23 protein-coding genes are annotated in these 23,568 nt (G+C 73.1%); 16 read left to right on the top strand and 7 right to left on the bottom strand.

From position 1 onward, the window contains the following. Positions 1 to 54 precede the first annotated feature (54 nt). Entirely contained in the window at positions 55 to 816 is a 762-nt protein-coding gene (locus HZS56_RS11435; RefSeq protein WP_216720635.1) for an SDR family NAD(P)-dependent oxidoreductase, read from the bottom strand. 160 nt (positions 817 to 976) lie between these two features. Between HZS56_RS11435 and HZS56_RS11430 the strand changes: the two genes are divergently transcribed. The 8 genes from HZS56_RS11430 (at position 977) to HZS56_RS11395 (ending at position 8,236) form a co-directional block, all read left to right on the top strand. Continuing rightward, entirely contained in the window at positions 977 to 1,603 is a 627-nt protein-coding gene (locus tag HZS56_RS11430) for a TetR/AcrR family transcriptional regulator (RefSeq protein ID WP_216720634.1), read from the top strand. 129 nt (positions 1,604 to 1,732) lie between these two features. Then, the gene (locus HZS56_RS11425; RefSeq protein WP_216720633.1) at positions 1,733 to 2,935 is read left to right on the top strand and encodes a serine hydrolase domain-containing protein; all 1,203 of its coding nucleotides are present in this window, start codon (positions 1,733 to 1,735) and stop codon (positions 2,933 to 2,935) included. A 224-nt stretch (positions 2,936 to 3,159) separates the two neighbouring features. Further along, positions 3,160 to 3,591: an NfeD family protein gene (locus HZS56_RS11420; protein ID WP_216720632.1), complete on the top strand. Its 432-nt coding sequence runs from the start codon at positions 3,160 to 3,162 to the stop codon at positions 3,589 to 3,591. A 2-nt stretch (positions 3,592 to 3,593) separates the two neighbouring features. Then, the gene (locus HZS56_RS11415) at positions 3,594 to 4,625 is read left to right on the top strand and encodes an SPFH domain-containing protein (RefSeq protein WP_216720631.1); all 1,032 of its coding nucleotides are present in this window, start codon (positions 3,594 to 3,596) and stop codon (positions 4,623 to 4,625) included. Between the two features lie 59 nt (positions 4,626 to 4,684). Beyond that, entirely contained in the window at positions 4,685 to 5,692 is a 1,008-nt protein-coding gene (locus tag HZS56_RS11410; protein WP_216720630.1) for a TerC family protein, read from the top strand. A gap of 50 nt (positions 5,693 to 5,742) precedes the next feature. Then, a complete protein-coding gene (locus HZS56_RS11405) occupies positions 5,743 to 5,952 on the top strand; it encodes a hypothetical protein (RefSeq protein WP_216720657.1) in 210 nt (69 codons plus the stop codon). Between the two features lie 134 nt (positions 5,953 to 6,086). Continuing rightward, on the top strand, positions 6,087 to 7,763 hold the full coding sequence (gene ctaD, locus HZS56_RS11400) for an aa3-type cytochrome oxidase subunit I (RefSeq protein WP_216720629.1): 1,677 nt from the start codon (positions 6,087 to 6,089) through the stop codon (positions 7,761 to 7,763). Then, positions 7,760 to 8,236: a cytochrome c oxidase subunit 4 gene (locus tag HZS56_RS11395; RefSeq protein ID WP_216720628.1), complete on the top strand. Its 477-nt coding sequence runs from the start codon at positions 7,760 to 7,762 to the stop codon at positions 8,234 to 8,236. The genes ctaD and HZS56_RS11395 overlap by 4 nt, the downstream gene beginning before the upstream one ends. Here the strand turns inward: HZS56_RS11395 and qcrB are convergent. The 4 genes from qcrB to HZS56_RS11375 form a co-directional block, all read right to left on the bottom strand. Continuing rightward, entirely contained in the window at positions 8,146 to 9,807 is a 1,662-nt protein-coding gene (qcrB, locus tag HZS56_RS11390) for a cytochrome bc1 complex cytochrome b subunit (RefSeq protein ID WP_216720627.1), read from the bottom strand. The genes HZS56_RS11395 and qcrB overlap by 91 nt on opposite strands. A gap of 40 nt (positions 9,808 to 9,847) precedes the next feature. After that, complete coding sequence (locus HZS56_RS11385; protein WP_216720626.1) at positions 9,848 to 10,198, bottom strand: DUF8129 domain-containing protein; 351 nt, start codon at positions 10,196 to 10,198, stop codon at positions 9,848 to 9,850. 122 nt (positions 10,199 to 10,320) lie between these two features. Beyond that, complete coding sequence (locus tag HZS56_RS11380; RefSeq protein WP_216720625.1) at positions 10,321 to 10,677, bottom strand: DUF6479 family protein; 357 nt, start codon at positions 10,675 to 10,677, stop codon at positions 10,321 to 10,323. 48 nt (positions 10,678 to 10,725) lie between these two features. After that, a complete protein-coding gene (locus HZS56_RS11375; RefSeq protein WP_216720624.1) occupies positions 10,726 to 11,139 on the bottom strand; it encodes a ChaB family protein in 414 nt (137 codons plus the stop codon). A gap of 168 nt (positions 11,140 to 11,307) precedes the next feature. Between HZS56_RS11375 and HZS56_RS11370 the strand changes: the two genes are divergently transcribed. The 8 genes from HZS56_RS11370 (at position 11,308) to HZS56_RS11335 (ending at position 20,044) form a co-directional block, all read left to right on the top strand. Further along, entirely contained in the window at positions 11,308 to 11,685 is a 378-nt protein-coding gene (locus HZS56_RS11370) for a four-helix bundle copper-binding protein (RefSeq protein ID WP_216720623.1), read from the top strand. A gap of 387 nt (positions 11,686 to 12,072) precedes the next feature. After that, entirely contained in the window at positions 12,073 to 14,283 is a 2,211-nt protein-coding gene (locus tag HZS56_RS11365; protein WP_216720622.1) for a serine/threonine-protein kinase, read from the top strand. A 43-nt stretch (positions 14,284 to 14,326) separates the two neighbouring features. After that, the gene (locus tag HZS56_RS11360) at positions 14,327 to 15,898 is read left to right on the top strand and encodes a phytoene desaturase family protein (RefSeq protein ID WP_216720621.1); all 1,572 of its coding nucleotides are present in this window, start codon (positions 14,327 to 14,329) and stop codon (positions 15,896 to 15,898) included. A gap of 91 nt (positions 15,899 to 15,989) precedes the next feature. Further along, on the top strand, positions 15,990 to 16,181 hold the full coding sequence (locus tag HZS56_RS11355) for a DUF2795 domain-containing protein (RefSeq protein ID WP_007389857.1): 192 nt from the start codon (positions 15,990 to 15,992) through the stop codon (positions 16,179 to 16,181). Positions 16,182 to 16,313: 132 nt separating this feature from the next. Continuing rightward, positions 16,314 to 17,825 carry an acyl-CoA synthetase gene (locus HZS56_RS11350; RefSeq protein WP_216720620.1) on the top strand — a complete coding sequence of 504 codons (1,512 nt, stop codon included), beginning with the start codon at positions 16,314 to 16,316 and terminating at the stop codon, positions 17,823 to 17,825. A gap of 155 nt (positions 17,826 to 17,980) precedes the next feature. Further along, on the top strand, positions 17,981 to 18,223 hold the full coding sequence (locus tag HZS56_RS11345; protein ID WP_030182473.1) for a DUF397 domain-containing protein: 243 nt from the start codon (positions 17,981 to 17,983) through the stop codon (positions 18,221 to 18,223). An 88-nt stretch (positions 18,224 to 18,311) separates the two neighbouring features. After that, entirely contained in the window at positions 18,312 to 19,214 is a 903-nt protein-coding gene (locus HZS56_RS11340) for a universal stress protein (RefSeq protein WP_216720619.1), read from the top strand. Between the two features lie 332 nt (positions 19,215 to 19,546). After that, complete coding sequence (locus HZS56_RS11335; protein ID WP_216720618.1) at positions 19,547 to 20,044, top strand: glycosyltransferase family protein; 498 nt, start codon at positions 19,547 to 19,549, stop codon at positions 20,042 to 20,044. An 8-nt stretch (positions 20,045 to 20,052) separates the two neighbouring features. Here the strand turns inward: HZS56_RS11335 and HZS56_RS11330 are convergent, their stop codons facing one another. Continuing rightward, positions 20,053 to 21,984: an N-acetylmuramoyl-L-alanine amidase gene (locus HZS56_RS11330; protein WP_253914077.1), complete on the bottom strand. Its 1,932-nt coding sequence runs from the start codon at positions 21,982 to 21,984 to the stop codon at positions 20,053 to 20,055. Positions 21,985 to 22,246: 262 nt separating this feature from the next. After that, positions 22,247 to 23,389 (bottom strand): aminoglycoside phosphotransferase family protein, encoded by a 1,143-nt coding sequence (locus tag HZS56_RS11325; protein WP_216720617.1) that lies wholly within the window; start codon positions 23,387 to 23,389, stop codon positions 22,247 to 22,249. Positions 23,390 to 23,568 lie beyond the last annotated feature (179 nt).

Raw genomic sequence — 23,568 nt, 5'->3', positions numbered from 1 at the left:
TCGCGGGGCCGGGTCGCGTCCCCCGCGCGGTGCCTCCTCTCGCGGAACGGCCCGTCACACGGCGGACCAGCCGTCGTCGACCGGCAGGATCGCGCCGTTGATGTTGCTCGCGGCGTCCGAGGCGAGGAACACGATCGCGGCCGCCTGCTCCTCCGGCCGGGACACCCGTCCGAGGTTGACGAAGTGCGGACCGATCGCTGCCGGGCCGTGTGCCGTCCGGTCCGCCTCCACCGCGATGGCCGTCGCGGTGCCTCCGGGGCAGATCGCGTTGGCGCGGATGCCGTTCTTGCGATACATCACCGCCAGCGACTTGGTCAGCCCCACCACGCCGTGTTTCGACGCCGTGTACGCGGCGCCCGCCGCGCTGCCCCGCAGGGCGGCCTCGGAGGCGGTGTTCACCACGGCGCCCCGGCCCGCGGCCAGCATGTGCGGCAGTACGGCACGGGTGAGCAGGAAGGGGGCGGTGAGGTTGACCCGGATGAGGCGCTCCCATTCCGCGTCGCCCACGTCGGCCAGCGCCGACATGCTGTCCATGATCCCCGCGTTGTTGACCAGGACGTCCACGCCGCCGAACCGCTCGACGGCCGTCGCCGTGACGCGGTCCACCACGGCCTGCTCGCTCAGGTCGCCCGTGACGGCCACCGCGGTGCCGCCCGACTGCTCGATCACTCCGACGGTCGCCGCGGCCCCGTCGGAGTCGAGGTCCGCCGCCACGACGCGGTCGCCCCGGGTGGCGAAGGCGAGGGCGGCAGCGCGGCCGATGCCCGATGCCGCTCCCGTGACGATCACGCTGCGTCCGTTCGGCTCGCCGGTCATGAAGTGCTCCGTCCAGTGAAGTGCCCGTGCGGTGGAATGCGGTGGACCTGTGTTCCGCCGCGTCGACAGCCTACTCATTAATGTCTCTGAGTGACATAAAGTAGGAAGAGGCAGGGGTGGACAATGGGCGCGGCGTTGATCACCGGGACCGGAGGAGCAGATGACCGCAGCCAGCGGACGGACGGGGCGGCCGCCGTTGACCGAGGAGCGAAAGGCGGCCGTCCGGCTGCGGATCGCCAGGGCCGCGGTCGGCCTGTTCGTCGCCCAGGGCGTGGCCGCGACCACGGGCGAGCAGATCGGACAGGCGGTCGGCGTCTCGGCGCGCACCGTCTGGCGCTACTTCCCCACCAAGGAGAGCTGCGTACACCCGCTGCTGTCGACCGGAGTCGACACGATCGCCGAAGCGCTGCGGCACTGGGAACACGGCCGGCCCCTGCCGGACGCCTTCGACCACCTGTGGTCCACCGACGACGCCCTGCCCGGTCCGGACGTCGGGGCCCTGCTGCGTCTCGCCCGGACCGAACCCGCCCTGCGCGCGGTCTGGTTGCGGACCCACGACGAAGCCGAGCCCGTCTTCGCACGGGCCCTCGCCGAGCGGGCCGGGCTGCCGGCCGACGACGTCCGGCCCGCCGTCTGGGCCGCCATGCTCAACGCCGCCCTGCGCGCGGCCGTCGAGCACCACGCCTTCCGCGCCGCCGAGACGCCCGCCGACCCGGCGGCCGTGCGGGCGGACCTGACGGCGCGAGTGCGGACCGCGGTGAGTGCCGCGGCGGCCGGCATCCCCTGAGGCCGCCCGGCCGGGTGGGAGGGGGCAGCCCCCACCACCGGTTCGGGGGGCTGCCCCCTCGTGGCCGCGGTCGTGCGGCGGGCATCGTGGACAGCCTGCCGGAGGACTCCGAGCGACGAGGACGGACACGTGAACAGACACAAGCGGGTGCGGGCCGTCGCCCTCGTCCTGGCCGTCACGGCCGGTCTCGTGGGCGGCGCGACGACGGGCGGCGCCGCTGCTCCCACCGCCCCCGCTGCCGAAGCCGGCCTCACTGCCGAAGCCGGCCGCGCCCCCGGCACGGCACGGCTCCAGGAGATACTGGACCGTCTGACCACGGTCGACGGCGGACCCGGGGCCCTGCTCGATCTGCGGGACCGGCGCCGCTCCACGGTGCTGACCAGTGGCGTCGCCGACGTGCGCAGCAACAGACCGGTGCACCCCGACAGCAGGTTCCGGATCGGCAGCGCGACCAAGATGTTCACGGCGACGGTCCTGCTCCAACTGGTGGGAGAGGGCCGGGTGGACCTCGACGCGCCGGTGGAGCGCCACCTGCCCGGCGTCGTACGCGGACACGGCAACGACGGACGGCGCATCACCGTGCGTCAACTGCTCCAGCACACCAGCGGCCTGCCCGACTTCCTCGATTACCTGAAACCGCAGGAGATCGTCCGGGACCCCCTGGTCCACCGCGACGCCCGGCAGCTCGTCAGGACGGCCCTCGCCCACCCGCCGGTGTTCGAACCCGGCACCGGCTGGGACTACTCCAACACGGGCTACCTGCTGGCCGGCATGATCATCGAAAAGGTGACCGGGCACCCCTACGGCGACGAGATCCACCGGCGCGTCGTCCGCCCGCTCCGACTGCGCGGGACCTCGGTGCCCGGCGACTCGCCGAGGATTCCCCGGCCGCACCCGCGCGGCTACGCCCACACCGGCGCGGACGCACCGCTGCTGGACATCACCCGCCTCAACCCCTCCGTCGGCGGCGCGGCCGGCGAGGTCATCTCCAGCGGCGGCGACATGAACCGGTTCCTGGCCGCACTGCTGGACGGAAGACTGCTGCGCCCCGCCCAGCTGCGGGAGATGACGGCGACCCGGCCGACCGGCGGCACGGACGGCCGCGCGTACGGGCTCGGCCTGGAGAGCAAGCCCCTGCCGTGCGGCGGCCGTTACTGGGGGCACACCGGCGACTTCCCGGGATTCGAGACGGCGAGCGGTGCCGTCCCGGGCGGCGGGGGAGCGACGGTCGTGGTGAACGCCGGGCCGGGAGGCTCCGACGCGCAGAGCGACGACATCGAAGCCGCCGTCGAGACGGCCCTGTGCCAGGGCCGCCCCCGGACCGCCCGGTGAAACACCCCGGCCGCCCGACGGCGGGCCCGCCGCCCGGGCAACGGAGGCAAAGCAGCCGGGGAAGCCGCGACGACGCGACGACGCCCTTCCCACGGGTTTCCTGAGTTCTTCCAGTCCCTCAGGACGGTTCCTCTTTCTCCGCCGATGAATGATCGTCGGCGGAGAACGGGTTCCCTTTCGCCGGGTGACGGTAAAGTAATTACCAAAGCCAAAAGGGGGTCGTCATGGATCCGTGGCTGATCTGGTTGATCGTTTCGGCGGTTCTCGTCGTGGCGGAGATCTTCACTCTGACCGCCGCGCTCGGAATGCTGGGCGCGGCCGCCCTGATCACGGCCGGATCCGCTGCGGCAGGGCTTTCGCCGCCTTTTCAGTTCGTCGTTTTCACCGTCGTCTCCACGGTCACTCTTCTTTTCGTGCGCCCCGTCGCCCTGCGGCACGTACTCCAGCCCCCGACCGAGCGCTTCGGTGTGGACGCGCTGGTCGGCAAGGCGGCGTACGTCGTCTCCGACGTGACGGGCAGGGAGGGCAGGGTCCGTATCGGCGGTGAGGAATGGACGGCCCGAGCCTACGACGAGACGCTGGTGATCCCCCGGGGCTCGACCGTCGACGTCATGGAGATCAGCGGGACCACCGCATTCGTCTATCCCCGGGAGTGACCATGGAAGCCTCGGCGTTCCTCATCGCCGGTGTGATCGTCGCGCTTCTCGCGGTGTTCACCGTGGTGCGGGCGGTACGCATCGTTCCCCAGGCCCGCGCCCGCAACGTGGAACGGCTCGGCCGGTACCACCGCACGCTGAAACCCGGACTCAGTCTCGTCATCCCGTACATAGACCGCGTCTATCCGGTGATAGACCTGCGGGAACAGGTCGTGTCCTTCAAACCGCAGCCCGTCATCACCGAGGACAACCTGGTCGTCGAGATCGACACCGTGCTGTATTTCCAGGTGACCGATCCGCGCGCGGCCTTCTACGAGATCGCCAATTTCCTCCAGGCCGTCGAGCAGCTCACCGTCACCACGCTGCGCAATGTCGTGGGTTCCATGGACCTCGAGAAGACCCTCACCTCCCGCGACACCATCAACAGCCAGCTCCGCGGCGTGCTCGACGAGGCCACCGGCAAATGGGGACTGCGGGTGAACCGCGTCGAGATCAAGGCCATCGACCCGCCGCAGACCATCAAGGACGCGATGCAGAAGCAGATGCGGGCCGAGCGGGACAAGCGGGCCGCGATCCTCGGCGCCGAGGGGCAGCGCCAGTCGCAGATCCTCACCGCCGAGGGCGACAAGCAGGCCGCGGTCCTGCGCGCCGAGGGCAACCGCACCGCGGAGATCCTCAAGGCAGAGGGCCAGTCCCGGGCCATCGACGAGGTCTTCCAGGCCGTCCACCGCAACGACCCCGACCCGGGGCTGCTGGCCTACCAGTACCTCCAGGTGCTGCCGCAGCTCGCCCAGGGCGCGGGCAGCACCTTCTTCGTGATCCCCAGCGAGGTCACCACCGCGCTCCAGGGCGTCTCCCGCGCCTTCACCGAGTCGCTGCCCCAGTCGCCCGCCACCCGCGAGCAGGCCACGGACGAGGGCGCCGCCCAGGCGGCCAGCGACACGGCGCAGGCCGCGGAGGCGGCGGCCCAGGCCCTCGCCGACGCGGCCCGGGCCAACCGCGCGACACCGGAAGGGCTGCGCCGGGCCCCCTGACCGACGACCGACGACCGACTGACGACCGCCGAGCCCTCAGGGGTCACTGCGAGGTTTCCATGTTGGACGTGCCCTTCTGGCTCTGGATCGCCTTCGCCGCCACCGTCGTCGTGTCGCTGGCGGTCGACCTGCTCGCCCACCGCGGCGCCCATGTCATCGGCTTCAAGGAGGCCGCCGCCTGGAGCGGCCTGTGGGTCGGCCTGGCCCTCGTCTTCGGCGCGGTCGTCTTCCTCGTCCTCGGCTCCACGGCGGGGACGGAGTACACCACCGCGTGGTTGCTGGAGAAGAGCCTCTCGGTCGACAACCTGTTCGTCTTCGCCCTGATCTTCGCCTACTTCAAGGTGCCGCGCGCCTACCAGCACCGGGTCCTCTTCTTCGGCGTCATCGGCGCCCTGGTGTTCCGCGGTCTCTTCCTCGCCGCGGGCGTGGCGGTGGTCAACCGGTTCACGGCCGTCCTGTTCGCCTTCGCGGCGGTTCTCTTCTACAGCGTGTACAAGATCCTCAAGGGCGAGGACGACAGCTTTGACCCGGGGCGCAGCCTGGCCGTCCGCCTGCTGCGCAGGGTCGTCCCGGTGCGGGACACCTACGCGGGCCCCAGGTTCTTCGTCAAGGAGGCGGGCAAGCACGTGGCGACGCCGCTGCTCGCCGTCGTCGCCGCCATCGAGGCGGCCGACCTGGTCTTCGCCGTGGACAGCGTGCCCGCCGTGCTCGCCGTCAGCGACGACACCTTCATCGTCTACACCAGCAACGCCTTCGCCATCCTCGGCCTGCGGGCCCTGTACTTCATGCTGTCGGGGCTGCTGGACCGCTTCCACTACCTGAGCACGGGGCTGGCGGTGATCCTCGGATTCATCGGCGTCAAGCTCGTCCTGCAGGCGACCCACAAGACGGTCAGCACGTCCGTGCCGGAGATCCCGTCCCTGGTGAGCCTGGCCTTCATCGTGGTGGTCCTCGCGGCCTCGGTGGTCCTCAGCCTGCGCCGCCCCGCCGGCACCGCCGAGGGGGCGGCGGACCCCGACGGAGAAGCCGCGGACCCGCCCGGGCATGAAAACGCAAAGCGCGGGTAAAGCACTGTAAAGCACTCTTAAAGTCCGCTCCAGGCCTGGACGTGAGAGCCATGAGCAGTCACAGGCAGCAGAAGAAGCCGATACGGACCGTGCCGCAGCGGGTCGACCCGCAGTACAGGGACATCTGCCCGACCTGCGGCCACCTCGTCCCCGCACAGGTCACCCGGCACAAGTCACTGGGCATCTACGTCCCGGTCTGGCGCCGGGGCACCTGCAAGAACCCGGACTGCGGCACCTCGGATGGTGAGCCGCCCCGGTGACGCGCCCCCGTGACCCGCCCCGGCGACCCGGGCCCGGCGGCGGGCCCGGTCCGGCTCGGCGCACCGGGTGGCCCGCCGGCCCGCCACGGCGTGGCCCGCGACTGAGGTGAGGGGCCCTGGGTACCCTCCGCCGCATGGCGGTGGACAGGAGTACCGGGGCGCCGCGTCGGGCACCGGCGCGACAGCGGACGAACCGGACTCTCGGGCGGGCGCTGGCGAGATGGGCGACGACGGCCGATCACAAGGTGATCGGCAACCTGTACATGACGACGTCGTTCGGCTTCTTCCTCTTCGGCGGCGTCCTCGCGCTGCTGATGCGCAGTGAACTGGCCCGCCCGGGGCTCCAGCTGTTCAGCACCGAGCAGTACAACCAGCTCTTCACCGTGCACGGCACGATCATGATGCTGCTGTTCGCGACGCCGCTGTTCGCGGGCTTCGCCAACGCCGTCATGCCGCTGCAGATCGGCGCCCCCGACGTGGCGTTCCCGCGGCTGAACGCGCTCTCGTACTGGCTGTACCTGTTCGGCGGACTGATGGTGGTGGCCGGGTTCCTGACACCCGGGGGAGCGGCCGCCTTCGGCTGGTTCGCCTACGCGCCCCTGAACAGCGCGGTGTTCAGCCCCGGTGCCGGCGGGGACCTGTGGACCATGGGCCTGGTGCTGACCGGTCTGTCGACCACACTCGGCGCGGTCAATTTCATCACCACCATCCTGTGCCTGCGCGCCCCCGGCATGACGATGTTCCGGATGCCGATCTTCACGTGGAACGTGCTGTTCACGTCGATCCTGGTGCTCCCCGCCTTCCCCGTGCTCACCGCGGCGCTGCTCGCGCTGGAGGCCGACCGGAAGTTCGGGGCGCACGTCTTCGACGCCGCGAACGGCGGGGCGCTGCTGTGGCAGCACCTGTTCTGGTTCTTCGGCCATCCCGAGGTGTACATCGTCGCGCTGCCGTTCTTCGGCATCGTCTCCGAGATCATCCCGGTCTTCAGCCGCAAGCCCATCTTCGGCTACGTGAGCCTCGTCGGCGCCACCATCGCGATCACCATGCTGTCCGCGGTGGTGTGGGCCCACCACATGTTCGCCACCGGGGCCGTGCTGCTGCCGTTCTTCTCCCTCATGTCGTTCCTCATCGCGGTGCCGACCGGGGTGAAGTTCTTCAACTGGATCGGCACGATGATGCGCGGCTCCCTGTCCTTCGAGACGCCCATGCTGTGGTCGTGCGGCTTCCTGGTGACGTTCCTGCTGGGCGGCATGAGCGGCGTCCTCATCGCCTCCCCGCCGCTCGACTTCCACCTCACGGACTCGTACTTCATCGTCGCCCACCTGCACTACGTGCTGTTCGGCACCGTCGTCTTCGCGATGTTCGCCGGCTTCTACTTCTGGTGGCCGAAGTTCACCGGCAAACTGCTCGGCGAACGCCTCGGGAAGATCCACTTCTGGACGCTGTTCGTCGGCTTCCAGACCACCTTCCTCGTCCAGCACTGGCTCGGCGAGCAGGGCATGCCCCGCCGCTACGCCGACTACCTCGCCGCGGACGGCTTCACCGCGCTGAACACCGTCAGCTCCATCGGTGCCTTCCTCCTCGGCCTGTCCACCCTGCCGTTCCTCTACAACGTGTGGCGCACCCGCCAGTACGGCAGCAGGGTCGAGCACGACGACCCCTGGGGCTACGGACGCTCCCTCGAATGGACCACCACCTGTCCGCCCCCGCGGCACAACTTCACGTCGCTGCCGCGGGTCCGTTCCGAGTCCCCGGCGTTCGACCTGCACCATCCGGACGTCAGCCGACACGATCAGAGGCATGTGCAGTGAGGACCGAAGCCCGTCTGTTCACCGGTGTGGCCGTCTTCTTCGCCCTCACCGCGTCCGGCTACGGCTGGTGGTCCGCCGAACCCGCCGGCACCGCCGCCCTGACCCTCGCCTTCCTGATGGCCTCGCTCATCGCCTTCTTCCTGCGCGTGCAGCACCGCAGGCGCGGACCGCGCGCGCAGGACCGCGGGGACGCCGAGGTCCAGGACGCCGCCGGGCCGCTGGAGTTCTTCCCGCCGCACAGCCCCTGGCCGATCACGATCGCCCTCGGCGCCCTCGTCCTCGCCCTCGGCATCGTCTACGGCCTGTGGCTGGCCCTGATCGGCTTCGGCGTCCTCGCCACGGCCGTCTCCGGCCTCGTCTTCCAGTACGCCGGACGGGGCGATCAGCGCTCCGGCGCGCCCGGGTCCGGGCCCGGGCGCACACCCGGGGACGACTCCGGCCCCGCGTCCTCCGCGTCGACCCGGTCGCCGTAGTACCACTCGCTGAGCGTCGCCCGCAGCCGCCCGACCTGCGGGGCGCCCCCGGCGTCCACGGCCCGGTCCCCGGCTCCGTCCCGGGCGGGCACCGGGGCCAGCGGCTCCGGCTCGTTGCGCGACCGCAGCACGTACCGTTCCCCGGCGTCCAGGGGCGCGTGCTCCTCGACGTATCCGCCCGCCAGCGTCTGCCGGACCTCGCCCGTCTCCTCGCCCTCGGCCAGCTGTTCGCGCTCGCGTTCCTGCAGGGCCAGGCAGACCCGCTTGGTCACCATGAACGACAGCGGCGGCAGCAGCACCAGGGAGACCCGGAAGACCCAGGTGAGCAGGTTCAGCGAGACATGGAAGGTGTGGGCGAGGATGTCGTTGCCGCCGGCCAGCAGCAGCACCCCGTAGAAGCAGATCGCCGCCACGCCCAGCCCGGTGCGCACCGGCTTGTCCCGGGGCCGGTCGCACAGGTGGTACTCCTCGTGGTCGCCCGTCACCCACCGCTCGAAGAACGGGTAGGCGTACAGCACCGCGAACAGCGCGCCCGGCAGCAGGACCGCGGGCACCAGGACGTTCCACATGACGGTGTGACCGGCCACCGCCGTCTCGAAGGGCGGCATCAGCCGGAGCGAACCCTCCAGGAAGCCGACGTACCAGTCCGGCTGCGACCCGGAGGAGACGACGTCGGGCCGGTAGGGGCCGTACGCCCAGATCGGGTTGATCTGGGCCACCGCCGCGAGCACCGTCAGCACACCGAAAACCATGAAGAACAGGCCGGTCGAGTTCGTCATGAACTGCGGGAACAGCGGCTTGCCCACGGCGTTGCGGTTGGTGCGGCCGCGCCCCGCCCACTGGGTGTGCTTCAGGTAGAAGACCAGGATCAGATGGACGGTCACCAGCGCGAGCAGCAGTCCGGGAACCAGCAGGATGTGCAGCGAGTACAGCCGCGGGACCAGGTCGTGGCCGGGATACTCCCCGCCGAACACGAACATGCTGACGTACGTCCCCACCACCGGAATGGACAGCATGATCCCCTGTGCGATGCGCAGCCCCGTCCCGGACAGCAGGTCGTCGGGGAGCGAGTAGCCGGCGAAGCCCTCGGCCAGCGCCAGCACGAACAGCGTGACCCCGATGAGCCAGTTGACCTCACGCGGCCGGCGGAACGCCCCCGTGAAGAAGATCCGCAGCAGATGCACCCCGATGGCCGACAGGAACACCAGGGCCGCCCAGTGGTGCAGTTGCCGGATCAGCAGCCCGCCGCGCACGTCGAAACTGATGTCCAGCGTCGAGCGGTACGCCTCCGACATGCTCACCCCGAGCAGGGGCTCGTACGAGCCGTCGTAGACGACCTCCGTCATCGAGGGCTTGAAGAACAGCGTCAGCCAGACACCCGTCAGGAGCAGTACGACAAAGCTGTACAGGGCGATCTCGCCCAGGAGGAACGACCAGTGCTCGGGGAAGCTCTTGCGCAGCAGCCCGCCGCCCTCGGAGACGGGGAGCCGCCCGTCGGCCCAGTTGACGGTGTGTTCGGCCGCGTGGCGGGCCCGCGCACCCGCGCGGGCCCTTCTCCTCTGCAACAGCACGGCGCATGGGTTCCCCCGGGCCCGTGCCGGAAACTACGCGTTACGTACGGTCACCCTTGGGCTTGCCCCACTGGTCCGGCGTCCCGTGCGGCGGCGGGGAGAACGGCTGCGGGGAGGTCGCGGGGGACACGGGGGAACCCGTACGGCCCCGGCCCTGCTCGGGACGTACGGCACCGGGGTCGCCCCCGGAAGGGTCGGCTCCGGACCGCAGCTGGTCCAGCCGGGCCGTCAGCACCTCCGTGGCGGGCACCCGGTCGGCGTGCGTGCGCTCGTAGGCGAGCAGGTCCTCCACCTCCCGCGCGCCCAGCGACCGGATCCGGCTCTCCAGCCCGCCGATCGGCAGATGGTCGTAGTCGGGCAGGGGCAGGCCGTCGCGCTCGGCGTCGGACATGGCTCTCACTTCTTCCTGTACGGCCACTTCTTCCTGTACGGCTTCTGCGCGTACGGCGTTCTTCTTCCTGGTACGGCGTCCTCGGGCCTCCCTGATCGCGGGGCTCCCCGGCTGCGGACGGGTCAGCGCCCGCCCGGTCCGCCGCTGCCGAACGAACCGCTGCTGCCCTCGTCCCAACGGGGCCGTTCCTGCCCGGAGGCGGTGCGGCTGCCCTGGTGCCCGAGGTCGTGCGGCAGTGTCCGTTCGTCGCTCTTCGGCATCTCGGCGGGCTCGCGCCGCTCCCGCACCTCCTGGACGGGCCCGTCGTCGGGCAGGTGCGGCTGGTCCTCCGGACGCGGCGGCGGGGACTCCCGCCGCTTCTGCCGACTGCCGAAGGCGAACGCGCCGATCAGCACGGCCACCACGACGACAGCGGCCACGATCAGCCAGACGGCGGCTCCGCCGGAGCCCGCGGCCAGGTCCATCCATGCGATGTTCATGGAGCGCGGGTACCCCCGGTCCACCTCACCAACCTGTCCCGCCGTCCGCTACGACGACCGCGACTGCCGCGACTGCCGTGTCTGGGAACGGTTGGCCTTGCGGACGGCCGCGAGCAGGTCCGCCTTCGACATCCGCGAGCGGCCCTCCACCCCGAGACGCCGGGCGACGCCGTACAGGTGCTCCTTCGAGGCCTTCTCGTCGACGCCCTCGCCGCTGCGCCCGCCCTGCTGCCGGGGCCGTCCGGACTGCGGGTCGGAGGGACCCTTGCGGCCGCCCTCCTTGCGCTCCCAGTGGTCGCCGACCTTCTCGTACTTGTGCTTCAGCGCGCCGTACGCCACCCGGTGGGCCCGCTCGCCCTCGCCGTACTCCTCCACGGCCGAGTCGTGGGCCTTGATCCACGTGCGCTGGGCCTCGCGGGGCGAGCGTTCCAGGGTCGACGGCAGCTCCTGTCGTCCCGGCATGTCAGTGCACCTCCGTGTCTCGTCGGGATCATCGCCCACCTGGGTTCACATGGGCGTTCGGGAAGAGTCCACGGGTGCCCTCCGGCCCGTCCGCGGAAACGGGTCCCAACCCGCTGGGCGTGCCGGGGCCGGCGGTTTGGTGCCGCTCTCGGCGGCAACCCGCCCGGTGTGACATCGACGACGACTTCCCAGCAGGAGCTGTTCCGCTTCCTCGAGGACCGCTTCGCGTGCGCACAGGCGTGCACCGAGTGCGCCAGGGCCTGCGCGCTGCGGGCGAGCCTCGTGGACCCGGACGGAACCGAGAACCAGGAACTCGTCCGCCGACGGGGCATCATGTGCGCGGAGGTCTGCGACGCGACCTGCCGGGTGCTGTCCGAACAGAACCAGGTGGACGAGGCCGCCATCCGCGTCCAGCTGGAGTGGTGCCGGCAGGTGTGCCTGGAGAGCGCCCACGCGTTCGACGAGCAGCCCGGCGCCGAGGAGAGCGCCCGGGCCTGCCGCGACTGCGCCCGCGCCTGCGGAGAGTTCCTCGCCACCCTGCGCTGAGCCTCTTCCGGGGCCCCGTCGTGCGATCGGGACGAGAACGACTCCCGTGCCGCCCGCCCCCGCCTCTCCCCGAGGGTTCCGGTGCGCGCACCGCTGGGACGGTGGATGGTCCGTCCTGCGTACGGCCCGCTACCGCCGTACGCGCACCGGCTCTACGGCAAAACCGCACCCCCGGTCGCCGGCCTCGCCGGCCGGCCGCACGCCACAAGGCGTCATCGGCGGGACGTTCCCGCAGGTCCGCGGCGGCGGCAGGCGCCCGGACACCTCCCGCGCGCCGTGGCGCGGCCCGGACCGGCCGCGCGCCCGGCACCGTACAAACCCGGGCCGGGAGCCGCCATACTGGACCGGCCAGGGGGAGTGCGGACTGCTACGGGGGCGGGCAGCGCGATGGGGGACAGCACGCTGATCCAGGGCCGGTACCGACTGCTGGAGCGGATCGGGCGCGGCGGCACCGGCGAGGTGTGGCGGGCCAGGGACGAGTCACTGGGCCGGCGCGTCGCAGTCAAGTGCCTCAAACCGCTGGGCGCACCGCACGACCACGCCCTCACCCGCGTCCTGCGGGAGAGGTTCCGGCGCGAGGCCCGGGTGGCCGCCGCCCTCCAGCACCGGGGGGTGACCGTCGTCCACGACTTCGGCGAATGGGACGGCGTGCTGTTCCTGGTCATGGAGCTGCTGGAGGGGCGCGACCTGAGCCGGCGGCTGGAGGACAACAGGCACCACCCGCTGCCGGTGCCCGAGGTCGTCGACATCGCCGAGCAGGTCGCCTCCGCGCTCGCCTACACCCACGACCAGGGCATCGTGCACCGCGACCTGAAGCCGGCGAACCTTGTGCGGCTCGCCGACGGCACCGTCAAGATCTGCGACTTCGGCATCGCGCGGCTCGGTCACGACGTCGGGTTCACCACCCGGCTGACCGGAACCGGCATCGCCATGGGCACCCCGCACTACATGTCGCCGGAACAGATCGGCGGCGACGAGGTCGGCCCGCGCAGCGACCTGTACTCGCTGGGCTGCGTGCTGTACGAGATCGCCACCGGCGTCCCGCCCTTCGACCTCCACGACGCCTGGGCGATCCTGGTCGGCCACCGCGACACCGAGCCCGAACCGCCCCGCACCCACCGGCCCGCACTGCCCGGGTACCTGGACCGGATCATCCTGGACCTGCTGGCCAAGCGGCCCGAGCTGCGTCCGGACGACGCCCGTGAGCTGGGCCGCCGGATCACCGCTGGCCGTACCGCGCAGGCGCAGGCCCCGGTCCGGGCGGCCGGCCGGCCAGGGGACCGGCAGGGGACGCCCCGGCCGGCCGCGGGCCGGGCCGCGTCGCCGTCCTGGACGCAGGCCACGGCCACCGGCCACGACCCGTCCGGCACCGGAGCGCGCTCCACCCCCGCGGACCCGGGCACCCCGCCGGGCGGCCGGGGCGCCGCGCTGCCCGCCGGAGCGCGGACCGGTCCGGCGCCCGGGACCCTCGCCGCCCTGGCCGCACGGCACGCCGCGGCTCTGGGCCTGGGGCGGCTCGGCCGCTGGGCGGAGGCCGCGGACATGCACCGGGCGGTGGCCGCCGAACGCGAGCGCCTGCTCGGCCCCGAGCATCCCGACACGCTCGCCAGCCGCTACGAGGCCGCCTTCGCCCTCGGCCGCACCGGCCACGCCGCCGACGCGCTGCGCGCCCACACACGCGTCGCCGAGGCCCGGACCAGGACGCTGGGCGCCGACCACCCCGACACCCTCGCCGTCCGCCAGGAGATGGCCTACGCCCTGGGCCGGCTCGGCCGGCACGCCGACGCCCACCAGGTGTACACGTCGGTCCTGGCCGCCCGCGAGCGCACCATGGGCCCCGAGCACCCGGACACCCTGCGCTGCCGCCACAACCTCGCCTCCAGCCTCGGTCGCCTCGGCCGGGTCGAGGACGCCCACCGCACGGCCCGCGAGGTGGCCGCGGCCCGCGCCCGGGTACTCGGCCCCGAGCACCCCGACACCCTCGCCACCCGCTGCCAGGTGGCCCACGAGCTGGGCCGGCTCGGTCGCCGGCAGGAGGCCCTCGCGACCCACCGGGAGGTCGCCGAGGCCAGGACCAGGACCCTGGGCCCCGACCACGCCGACACGCTCGCCGCCCGCCACGAGGTCGGCATCGGCCTGGGCCGCCTGGGCCGCAGCGCCCAGGCGCTGACCGTGTACGAGGAACTGGTCGCCGACCGCACCCGGCTCCAGGGCCCGGAACACCCGCAGACGCTGCGCGCCCGGCACGGACGGGGCGTCAGCCTCGGCCGGCTCGGCCGCTGGACAGAGGCCCTGGCCGAGGCCGGCGAGGTGTCCGCGATCCGCGCCCGCGTGCTCGGCGCCGAGCACCCGGACACCCTGGTCAGCAGGCGCGAGGTCGCCGTCGGCCTGTGCCGGCTCGGCCGCTGGGCCGCCGCGCTCACCGAGTACCGCCTGGTCACCGCGGCCCGCGAACGGGTCCTGGGTCCCGACCACCCCGACACCCGCACCGCCCGCGACGACGAGGCCCACTGCCTGGCACAGCTCGGCCGGGCCGGCGAGGCCGCGGCGCTGTACCGAGGGGCCGGGACACGGAGCCGAACGGCCGCGGCGCGCTGATCGCGCCCTGGCCGCGTCCGGGCGGCCCGTGTTACCAAGAGCCATGACGCCCCCGCCCCGCACCGCCCGCAGCTACGACGCCGTCGTCGTCGGCGGCGGCCACAACGGTCTGGTCGCCGCCGCCTACCTGGCCCGCGCCGGCCGCTCCGTGCTGGTTCTGGAACGGCTGGACCACACCGGTGGAGCGGCCGTGTCCACGCGGCCGTTCGCCGGCGTCGACGCACGGCTGTCCCGGTACTCGTACCTGGTCAGCCTGCTGCCCGGGAAGATCGTGCGGGACCTGGGGCTCCGCTTCCGGGTGCGCGGGCGCACCGTTTCCTCGTACACGCCCGTCGAGCGCGACGGGCGCCCCACCGGACTCCTCGTCGGCGGGGGCGAACGGCGCACCCGCGACTCGTTCGCCCGGCTCACCGGATCCGACCGGGAGTACGAGGCCTGGCAGCGCTTCTACGCGATGACCGGCCACGTGGCCCGGCAGGTCTTCCCCACCCTCACCGAACCCCTCCCCACCCGGGACGAACTGCGCCGCAGGGTCGGCGACGAGGCCGCCTGGCGGGCGCTGTTCGAGGAACCGGTCGGCCTCGCGATCGAGCGGCACTTCGCCGACGACACGGTCCGCGGAGTCGCCCTCACCGACGCCCTGATCGGCACCTTCGCGGACGCCCACGACCCCTCGCTGAGCCAGAACCGCTGCTTCCTCTACCACGTGATCGGCGGCGGCACCGGTGCCTGGGACGTGCCCGTCGGCGGCATGGGCGCCCTCACCGACGCCCTGGCCGACGCGGCGCGCGCCGCCGGTGCCACGCTCGCCACCGGACACGAGGCGGTGCGGATCGACGCCGACGGGCACACGGCCGAGGTCACCCACCGGTCGGCGGACGGCGAGCACGTCACCGCCGCACGCCACGTCCTGGTGAACGCCTCACCACGGGAACTGGCGCACCTCACCGGACAGGCGCCGCCCCCGCCCGCCGAGGGCGCCCAGCTCAAGGTCAACATGCTGCTGACCCGGCTCCCGGCGCTCCGCGACCCCGCGGCCGACCCGCGCGAGGCCTTCGCCGGGACCTTCCACATCGCCGAGGGGTACGAGCAGCTCGCCGCCGCGCACGCCCGGGCGGCCGCCGGCTCACTGCCCGCCGTCCCGCCCTCCGAGATCTACTGCCACTCGCTGACCGACCCCACCGTCCTCGGCCCCGACCCGGCCGCGAAGGGCATGCACACGCTCACCCTGTTCGGGCTGCACACCCCCGCCCGCCTCTTCGCCGGGAACAACGAGGCCGTCCGCGAACAACTCCTGGAGTCGACGCTCGCCCAGCTCGACGCCCACCTCGCCGAGCCCCTCGCGGACTGCCTGGCGGCCGACGCCGACGGACGGCCCTGCATCGAGGCCAGGTCGCCGCTCGACCTGGAGCACGACCTGCGGCTGCCCGGCGGCAACATCTTCCACCGGGAGCTGTCCTGGCCCCACGCCCAGGAGGGCACCGGCCGCTGGGGCGTGGAGACCGGGCAGGCGAACGTCCTGCTGTGCGGCGCGGGCGCCGTGCGCGGGGGAGGGGTCAGCGGCGTACCCGGGCACAACGCGGCGGCTGCGGTGCTGGAAGGAGCCGCGGGCTGACGGGCGCATGCACGGAACGGGGCGGGGTACCGCGACATGACGGATATTCCGCCCGTGACATCGGCGCGGGAACACGACGAAGGAGCCCGTCATGGCGGACCTCAGCCCCATCGACCTGCAGAAGGCCCTCAACGGCATGGACTACCCGGCGGACAAGAAGTCGCTCGTCGACTGCGCCCGCAAGAACAAGGCCGGCGACAAGGTCGTGAGCCGGCTCGACGGCCTGAAGGAGAACAGCTTCGACGGCCCGAACGAAGTACAGAAGGCCGTCTTCAACGGCTAGCCGGCAGAAGCCGCCACCGGCCGACGCCGGGTCGGCCCGTGCGCCCCGCCCGTCCGGAAGCGGGTGCCGGGGTGCGGCGGAGCGGGTGCACACGGGTTGACCCGTCCCCGGCGACTCGCCGAGGATCCCGGCATGACGCCCGGACACGGACACGGACACGGCAGTACCGTCGACGGGGTGCTGCGGCGCAGCGCCCGGCGCACTCCGGCCCGCGTCGCGGTGGAGTACCGCGACCGCACCTGGACGTACGGGGAACTCGACGCCGCGGTCTCCCGCGCGGCGAGCGTCCTGCTGGCCGAGGGGCTGTCCCCGGGCGACCGGGTCGGCGCCTACGGCCACAACTCCGACGCCTACCTGATCGCCTTCCTGGCCTGTGCCCGCGCGGGCCTGGTGCACGTCCCCGTCAACCAGAACCTCGACGGCGACGACCTCGCCCACATCGTCCGCCAGTCCGGCAGCAGCCTGGTCCTCACCGACCCCGGCCTCGCCGGCCGGCTCCCCGGCGAGGTCCGCGCCCTGCCCCTGCGCGACACCGGCGACTCGCTCCTCGCCCGCCTCGCCTCCGCGTCGCCGCACGACGGGCCCGAGCCCGCCGCCGAGGACCTGGTGCAGCTCCTGTACACCTCGGGCACCACCGCCCTGCCCAAGGGGGCGATGATGACCCACCGGGCGCTGGTGCACGAGTACCTGAGCGCCATCACCGCCCTCGACCTCGGCGCGGGCGACCGCCCCGTGCACGCGCTGCCGCTCTACCACTCCGCGCAGATGCACGTCTTCCTGCTGCCCTACCTCGCCGTCGGTGCCACCAACATCGTCCTGGACGCACCGGACGGCGACCGGCTCTTCGACCTGATCGAAGCGGGCCGCGCGGACAGCCTGTTCGCCCCGCCGACGGTGTGGATCGGCCTCGCGAACCGCGCCGACTTCGCCACCCGCGACCTGACCGGCCTGCGCAAGGCCTACTACGGCGCGTCGATCATGCCGGTGCCCGTCCTGGAGCGGCTGCGCGCCCGCCTGCCGGACCTCGCCTTCTACAACTGTTTCGGCCAGAGCGAGATCGGCCCCCTCGCCGCGGTCCTGGGACCGGACGAGCACGAGGGCCGCATGGACTCCTGCGGCCGGCCCGTGCTGTTCGTCGACGCCCGTGTGGTCGACGAGGAGGGCAAGGACGTGCCCGACGGCACACCCGGCGAAGTCGTCTACCGCTCACCGCAGTTGTGCGACGGCTACTGGGACAGTCCCGAGGAGACCGAGGCCGCCTTCCGCGACGGCTGGTTCCGCTCCGGCGACCTCGCCGTCCGGGACGCGGACGGCTACTACACGATCGTCGACCGCGTGAAGGACGTCATCAACTCCGGCGGTGTGCTGGTCGCCTCCCGCCAGGTCGAGGACGCCCTCTACACCCACGACGCCGTCGCCGAGGCGGCGGTGATCGGCCTGCCCGACGAGCGGTGGATCGAGGCCGTCACGGCCGTCGTCGTCCCGCGCGGCCAGGTCACCGAGGACCAACTGATCGCCCACGTCCGGGAGAAACTCGCCGCCTTCAAGGCGCCCAAACGGGTCCGGTTCGTGGACGACCTGCCGCGCAACGCCAGCGGCAAGATCCTCAAGCGCGAGCTCCGCGACCGCTTCACCGGGGCCTAGAGACCGTCGGACAGGCTTTGGGTACCGCGTCGGAGCGGCCGTGCCCGGCCGGCCGGTCCCGCATCTCGTGCGAAGGCACCCCTCGCACGGCCTGTCGGCGCTCCGGGACGATCGCTAGGCTGGCCGCGGACGACGAGACCGGGAGGAGCACGGACGTGGCCGAGAGCACCACCCACCAGCGCCCGCTCATGGGCTGGGACAAGCCGGAGCTGGACCTCAGCAACGCGCAGTGGCAGTCCAGCAGCCGGGGCCTGGGCGATGTCCAGATCGCCTTCGTCGAGGGGTTCATCGCCATGCGCAACAGCGGCAGTCCGCAGAGCCCGTCACTGATCTTCACCCCGGCGGAGTGGGGCGCGTTCGTGTCGGGGGCCCGGGAAGGGGAGTTCGACCTCACCTGAGCCACCGGGCGGGGTCCGCCGACCGGCCGAACCGGGGGTGTCCCGTCCGTCGCCGGGGGGAAGGCCGTACTCCGGAGGTGAGGCACCCATGAGCACCCTGCCGGTCATCGCGGCGGTCGACGGTTCCGACGACAGCCTGCGCGCCCTGGACTGGGCGCTGGAGGCCGCACACCGGCGCGAGGCACCCCTGCGGGTGGTGCACGTGCGCCAGTACGCCGCCTGGGCCCAGGCCGACGTACTGGTCGCGGGTCCGCCGGACACCGGCGAGGACCCGGTCCTCGACCAGGCCCGCGACCACCTGCAGGGCAGGGCCTACGCGGTCGCCACGGAGTACGTCGGCATGGAGGGGGTGCCGGCGGCGGTGCTGCCGGAACTGGGCCGCGACGCCCAGTCCCTGGTGCTCGGCTCCCGCGGGCGCGGCGGCTTCGCCAGTCTGCTGCTCGGTTCCAACGGTCTGGCCGCCGCCCGCGACGCGGAGTGCCCGGTCGTCGTGGTGCCCCGCCCCGGGCGCGAGGTCCACGGCGAGGCACCCGAGGAGCCCGGCCCGCGGGTCGTCGTGGGCCTGCACGTCGACAGCCCCGACGAAGCCGCGCTGTCCTTCGCCTTCGAGGAGGCCGCCCTGCGCGACGCCCGCCTCCAGGTGGTCGCCGCCTACCCGTGGCCGGTGCAGACCTGGGCCGCGGCGGGTCAGGTGATGCCCGCGGTGATCGACGAGGTCTCCGTCGAGAGCGAGACCCGGGTCCTGGCCGACGGTTTCCTCGCCCCCTGCCGCGGACGCCATCCCGGCGTCCGGGCCGAGACACACGTCGTGCCCGGCGACGCCGCCGGAAACCTGGTCGCGGCCTCCCGCGACGCCGACCTGGTCGTCGTCGGCCGCCACCGGCGGCGCCTGCTGGCCCCCGCCCGCATGATGGGCTCCGTCACCCACGCCGTCCTCCTCCACGCCGTGGCCCCGGTCGCGGTGGTGCCCCCCGCTCCGCCCGCGGAGTGAGGGCGAGGGCAGGGGGAGGGCCGGAGCGGAACCTGCGCTCGCGTGCCCGCGCACGGTGCACCGGCCGACCCGGCCGCCGCCCCCGGGCAGCGGGTGATCCGCCTGCCGCGCCGGGGCCCGGCCGGGAGCCCTCGCGGGCCTGCCACCCGCCGCGCTGCGGGCGCCGGTTCACCGAGCAGCGCCCGGCCGCACCCCTGTCGGGAGTGGGGCGGTCCCTTTCGCGGTGACGGGCGAGGGCGGCCCGCCGCCACGGACGCACCGGCGGGCCGGGCAGCCCGTCAGGGGCCCCGCCCGCACACCGTCCGCGGGGCCCGGCCACGTACCATGGCCGCATGTCGTTCCTCCGCCGCCGCAGCGCAACGCCCGCCGGGCCCGACTTCGACGTTCTGGCCATGGATCCGGGCGACTGGCCCGGCAATCTGGGCGCCGGCCTGCTGCCCGCGCCCGACGGCAGCTGCCAGGGCGTCTTCCTGCGCTACGACCTGTTCGGCGGCCGCGGCCCCGCGATGATCATCGGCAATCTGCCGGAAGGTTCCCCGGCGCGCGAGGTGCCCGAGGGCGAGATCCCCTTCGAGGTGGGCCAGCTGCTCCTCGCGCTGGAGAACGACGAGGAGGTCACGGTCGTCGGCGCCGAGGACGTCCCGGTGATGCAGGGTGACAACCTGCTCGTCGTACGGCGCCTCAAGCTCTCCGAGGGCCGGATCTCCTGCGTGCAGTTCGACCGCAGCGACGGCGTCCTGGTCACCATCGCCGCCTGGGACCGCCCCATCACCGACGACCTGTACGCCCTGCTGAAGCCGCTCCCGGCGGAGCTTTTCCAGCAGGGCTGAGGCGGCGGCTACCGCACGGTCGAGAGCGTGACGTCGGCGGCGCGCACGTACGCGACGCGGTGACCGTACTGGATCTCGTAGTACTGGTCCTCGCCGGTCACGACCCGGTGCCCGGCCTCGTCGAAGGTGACCGCGTAGTAGTACTCGCCCGGCACCTTCTCACCCACCACGTACTTCTGCCCCGCGGACAGGGTGTAGGGCAGCGCCGACACCGTCTGGGCGGGCACGTCCGCGGGGTAGGCCGCCTTCTCCGGGTACGCGCGGCCGTACACGGGGACGCTGTCCAGGCCCTTCCTCGGCGTGACCACCCGGCCCGAGGCGGGGACCGCCGCCGGCTCCTTCGCGGGACTGTGGAACCACGCCTTCTGCCCCAGGTACCAGATGGCCGTCCAGTCCCCCCACCGGTCGGCCACCGCGTACTGCTGGCCCGTGGAGACCCGTGAGGACAGGTCGTTGACGCCCGTCGTGGGTGCGGTGCCGAGGCCGGCGTCCTTGATCAGGGGCGCGTTCACGTCGTGGTCGGAGTACAGCCGCACCGCGCTGGAGCCGTGCGCCGCACAGGGCTCGCCCGCCGTCTCGCAGCCGGTGTACCCGGGGCGGTTGGCGGCGTAGTCGGGGCGGATCGTCACCAGGCCGGAGTCCTTGCCCGCGGTCGGCTCGAAGGGGCGGCCGAGCAGCTGGAAGTAGTGCCTCCAGTCCCAGTAGGGGCCCGGGTCGGTGTGCATGCCCGGGATCGTCTCCGCGGTGGCGCCGGGGACGTTGTCGTGGCCGAGGACGTGCTGCCGGTCCAGCGGGATGTCGTACTTCGCCGCCAGGTACTTCACCAGCCGCGCCGACGACCGGTACATCGCCTCCGTGTACCAGGCGTCCGGGTCCGCCAGGAAGCCCTCGTGCTCCAGCCCGACCGAGTTCGCGTTGACGTACCAGTTGCCCGCGTGCCAGGCCACGTCCTTCGCCTTCACGTGCTGGGCGATGTGGCCGTCGGTGGAGCGGAGCGTGTAGTTCCAGGAGACGTAGGCGGGGTCCTGCACCATGTTGAGGACGCCGTTCCAGGTGCCCTCCGTGTCATGCACGACGATGTACCGGATGCGCTGCGAGGCGGGCCGGCCGCCCAGGTCGTGGTTGCCGTAGTCGCCGTCGCCGAACTCCTCGTACGGCGCCGGGACCCACTCGCACGACACCGACTCGGGGCACTCCGTACCGGCGGCGGAGGCGGTGCGCAGGCCCGTGCCGCCGAGCTGCGCGACGTCGGGCGCCAGGCCCGGGCGGGCGGCCAGGGCGACCCGCTGACCGGCGTCCGTGGTGCGCCGTTCGCCCGTGCGGATGACGTCGTACACCTCGTCGGCGTAGGCCGCCGCCGTCGCGGAGTCCTCGGCGCCCGAGAACCGGGCCACCGCCCCGTACCAGTCGGCCGGGTCCTCGCTGAGCGGCTCGCCCAGTTCCCGCTGGGCGGCGGCCAGCAGCGCGGCACCCCCCGAGACGTTCGCCGACGGGTCGGTACGCAGGGCCTCGGGGCTCAGGCCGGTCAGTTCGGCGGCCCTCGGCAGCGTGGTCAGCCGGTCGGGCAGGTCGGCGGGCGGCGCCGGGGCCGCCGTCGGACGGAGCGGGGCGCGGGCGTCGTCGCCGCGCGGATCCTCGCCGCCCGCGCCGTGGTGCGCGGCCCCGGCCAGGGCCGTACGGGCGTCGGTGAGGTGCAGCGGGCCGTAGCCGCCGGTCACGCTCGGCGCGCCGCCGTGCGCGTCCCAGCGGGACTGGAGGTATGAGACGCCCAGCAGGACGCTCTGCGGCACGTGGTACTCGGCCGCCGCGGTGGCGAAGGCCCGCTGGAGACGGTCGGGGGCGGGCGCGTCAGCGGACTCGGCGGCGGACGGGGCCGCGCCGAGCAGCGGCAGCAGCAGCGCGGCGGTGGCCAGGGCGGGCACGGCGGGGGATCCTCGCAAGGCGGCCTCCTGTGACGGTCGGGCATGGCGGGGCGTGCGGGCCGGGGGTGGATCAGTGGTACCCGGCGGTCGGACGATCCGTCAATCATGCCGTCAGCACGGCGATTTCCCATGTCAACGAGGGGTTCGGCGAGTTTCGCGGCGGCGGCCCCCGGGCCTGCGCGGCGTCAGTGGCGTACACCAATGGCCCGTACACCTACCGGGAGAGCGAAAAGTCCGCGGTGCGCCCCGAAGGGCACACCGCGGACCTCCGCACTGCGGGTCAGCGCGTGCCGACCGCCGCCCGGACCGCCTTGCGGGCCGTCTGGCAGTCGTCGTGCAGACGGCGCAGCAGCAGCCGCTGCTCCTCGCCGGTCGGCGTGGCGCCGGGCGGGAGCGGCACCGCCGGCGCCGCGACCGTGTCGTGCAGGGTGCGCTGCACGGCCGTCTCGTAGGTGCGGATCTCCCGGGTCAGCACGAGCATCAGGTTCACCAGGAAGGCGTCGCGCGCCGCCGTGCCCGTCGACTGGGCGATCTGGCTGATCTGACGGCGGGCCACGGGGGCGTCGCCGAGCACCGCCCAGAGCGTCGCCAGGTCGTATCCCGGGAGATACCAGCCCGCGTGCTCCCAGTCCACCAGCACGGGACCGGCCGGGGACATGAGGACGTTGGAGAGCAGGGCGTCACCGTGGCAGAACTGCCCCATGCCCTGCCGGCCGCCCGCGTGGGCGATGCCGTGCAGCAGCTTCTGCAGGTCGCCCAGGTCCCGGTCGGTGAACAGCCCCAGCTCGTGGTACCGCGAGATCCGCGCCGCGTAGTCCAGCGGGGCGTCGAACGCCCCGGCCGGCGGCCGCCAGGCGTTCAGCCGGCACACCGCGCCCAGCGCCGCCCTGATGTCCGCCCTGGGGGGAGTCTCCAAGGGGTGGCGCTGCAACGCCGCCACCCGCCCCGGCATCCGCTCGATCACCAGTGTGCCGTTGTCCGGATCCGCCGCGATCAGCCTCGGCACCCGCACCGGAGGGCGCTGCCGGACGAACGAGCGGTATGCCCCTATCTCGTGCCGGATCCGCTCCGACCACGCGGGGGAGTGGTCCAGTAAACACTTGGCGACCGCCGTGCTGCGCCCCGTCGTACCGACCAGGAGCACGGAGCGTCCGCTGCGGCGCAGTACCTGTACGGGGGAGAACTCGGGGCAGATGCGGTGCACGGAGGCGATCGCCGTGCGCAGTTGGGCCCCCTGGGGGCCGGACAGGTCGATTCTTCCGCTGAGCGGCTGCGTGCCGGGTCCCGTGCCGCGCCGCGCCCTGCCCGCCCCGAGCACCGGGGCCGCCGGACGCGCGGGGGCGAGATAGGGGCCGCCGCCCGCCGCCGGGCGGGGGTGCAGTGAGCGCTGCGGGGCGGACACGGAGGACGATGCTGCGTACATGGGCGAGACAGATCCCTTCGTGTGCCTGCTGTGCCTGCCGTGAAGACCGGCGCCCTGCCGTCCGTAGTACGGAGAGGGCCGCCTTCCGAGCCGTGGCGCCTCCCGACCGGCCGTCGGAAGACACCCTGGGGAGTACCCCCGCGGCGACCGGGTCGGGGTGGCGCATTCCTACCTGACAC

It is taken from the genome of Streptomyces mayonensis (genome assembly GCF_018982965.1).
In the GTDB taxonomy this organism is placed as follows: Bacteria; Actinomycetota; Actinomycetes; order Streptomycetales; family Streptomycetaceae; genus Streptomyces; species Streptomyces mayonensis.
Note: the sequence above shows the minus strand (reverse complement) of the source record. Positions and strands in the feature narration are given on the sequence as shown.

Bases quoted from the DNA above. Each gene is read 5' to 3' on its own strand.
- HZS56_RS11435 (WP_216720635.1), bottom strand. From the start codon at position 816: ATGACCGGCGAGCCGAACGGACGCAGCGTGATCGTCACGGGAGCGGCA.
- HZS56_RS11430 (WP_216720634.1), top strand. From the start codon at position 977: ATGACCGCAGCCAGCGGACGGACGGGGCGGCCGCCGTTGACCGAGGAG.
- HZS56_RS11420 (WP_216720632.1), top strand. From the start codon at position 3,160: ATGGATCCGTGGCTGATCTGGTTGATCGTTTCGGCGGTTCTCGTCGTG.
- HZS56_RS11415 (WP_216720631.1), top strand. From the start codon at position 3,594: ATGGAAGCCTCGGCGTTCCTCATCGCCGGTGTGATCGTCGCGCTTCTC.
- HZS56_RS11410 (WP_216720630.1), top strand. From the start codon at position 4,685: ATGTTGGACGTGCCCTTCTGGCTCTGGATCGCCTTCGCCGCCACCGTC.
- HZS56_RS11405 (WP_216720657.1), top strand. From the start codon at position 5,743: ATGAGCAGTCACAGGCAGCAGAAGAAGCCGATACGGACCGTGCCGCAG.
- ctaD (WP_216720629.1), top strand. From the start codon at position 6,087: ATGGCGGTGGACAGGAGTACCGGGGCGCCGCGTCGGGCACCGGCGCGA.
- HZS56_RS11385 (WP_216720626.1), bottom strand. From the start codon at position 10,198: ATGTCCGACGCCGAGCGCGACGGCCTGCCCCTGCCCGACTACGACCAT.
- HZS56_RS11380 (WP_216720625.1), bottom strand. From the start codon at position 10,677: ATGAACATCGCATGGATGGACCTGGCCGCGGGCTCCGGCGGAGCCGCC.
- HZS56_RS11375 (WP_216720624.1), bottom strand. From the start codon at position 11,139: ATGCCGGGACGACAGGAGCTGCCGTCGACCCTGGAACGCTCGCCCCGC.
- HZS56_RS11365 (WP_216720622.1), top strand. From the start codon at position 12,073: ATGGGGGACAGCACGCTGATCCAGGGCCGGTACCGACTGCTGGAGCGG.
- HZS56_RS11360 (WP_216720621.1), top strand. From the start codon at position 14,327: ATGACGCCCCCGCCCCGCACCGCCCGCAGCTACGACGCCGTCGTCGTC.
- HZS56_RS11355 (WP_007389857.1), top strand. From the start codon at position 15,990: ATGGCGGACCTCAGCCCCATCGACCTGCAGAAGGCCCTCAACGGCATG.
- HZS56_RS11350 (WP_216720620.1), top strand. From the start codon at position 16,314: ATGACGCCCGGACACGGACACGGACACGGCAGTACCGTCGACGGGGTG.
- HZS56_RS11340 (WP_216720619.1), top strand. From the start codon at position 18,312: ATGAGCACCCTGCCGGTCATCGCGGCGGTCGACGGTTCCGACGACAGC.
- HZS56_RS11335 (WP_216720618.1), top strand. From the start codon at position 19,547: ATGTCGTTCCTCCGCCGCCGCAGCGCAACGCCCGCCGGGCCCGACTTC.
- HZS56_RS11325 (WP_216720617.1), bottom strand. From the start codon at position 23,389: ATGTACGCAGCATCGTCCTCCGTGTCCGCCCCGCAGCGCTCACTGCAC.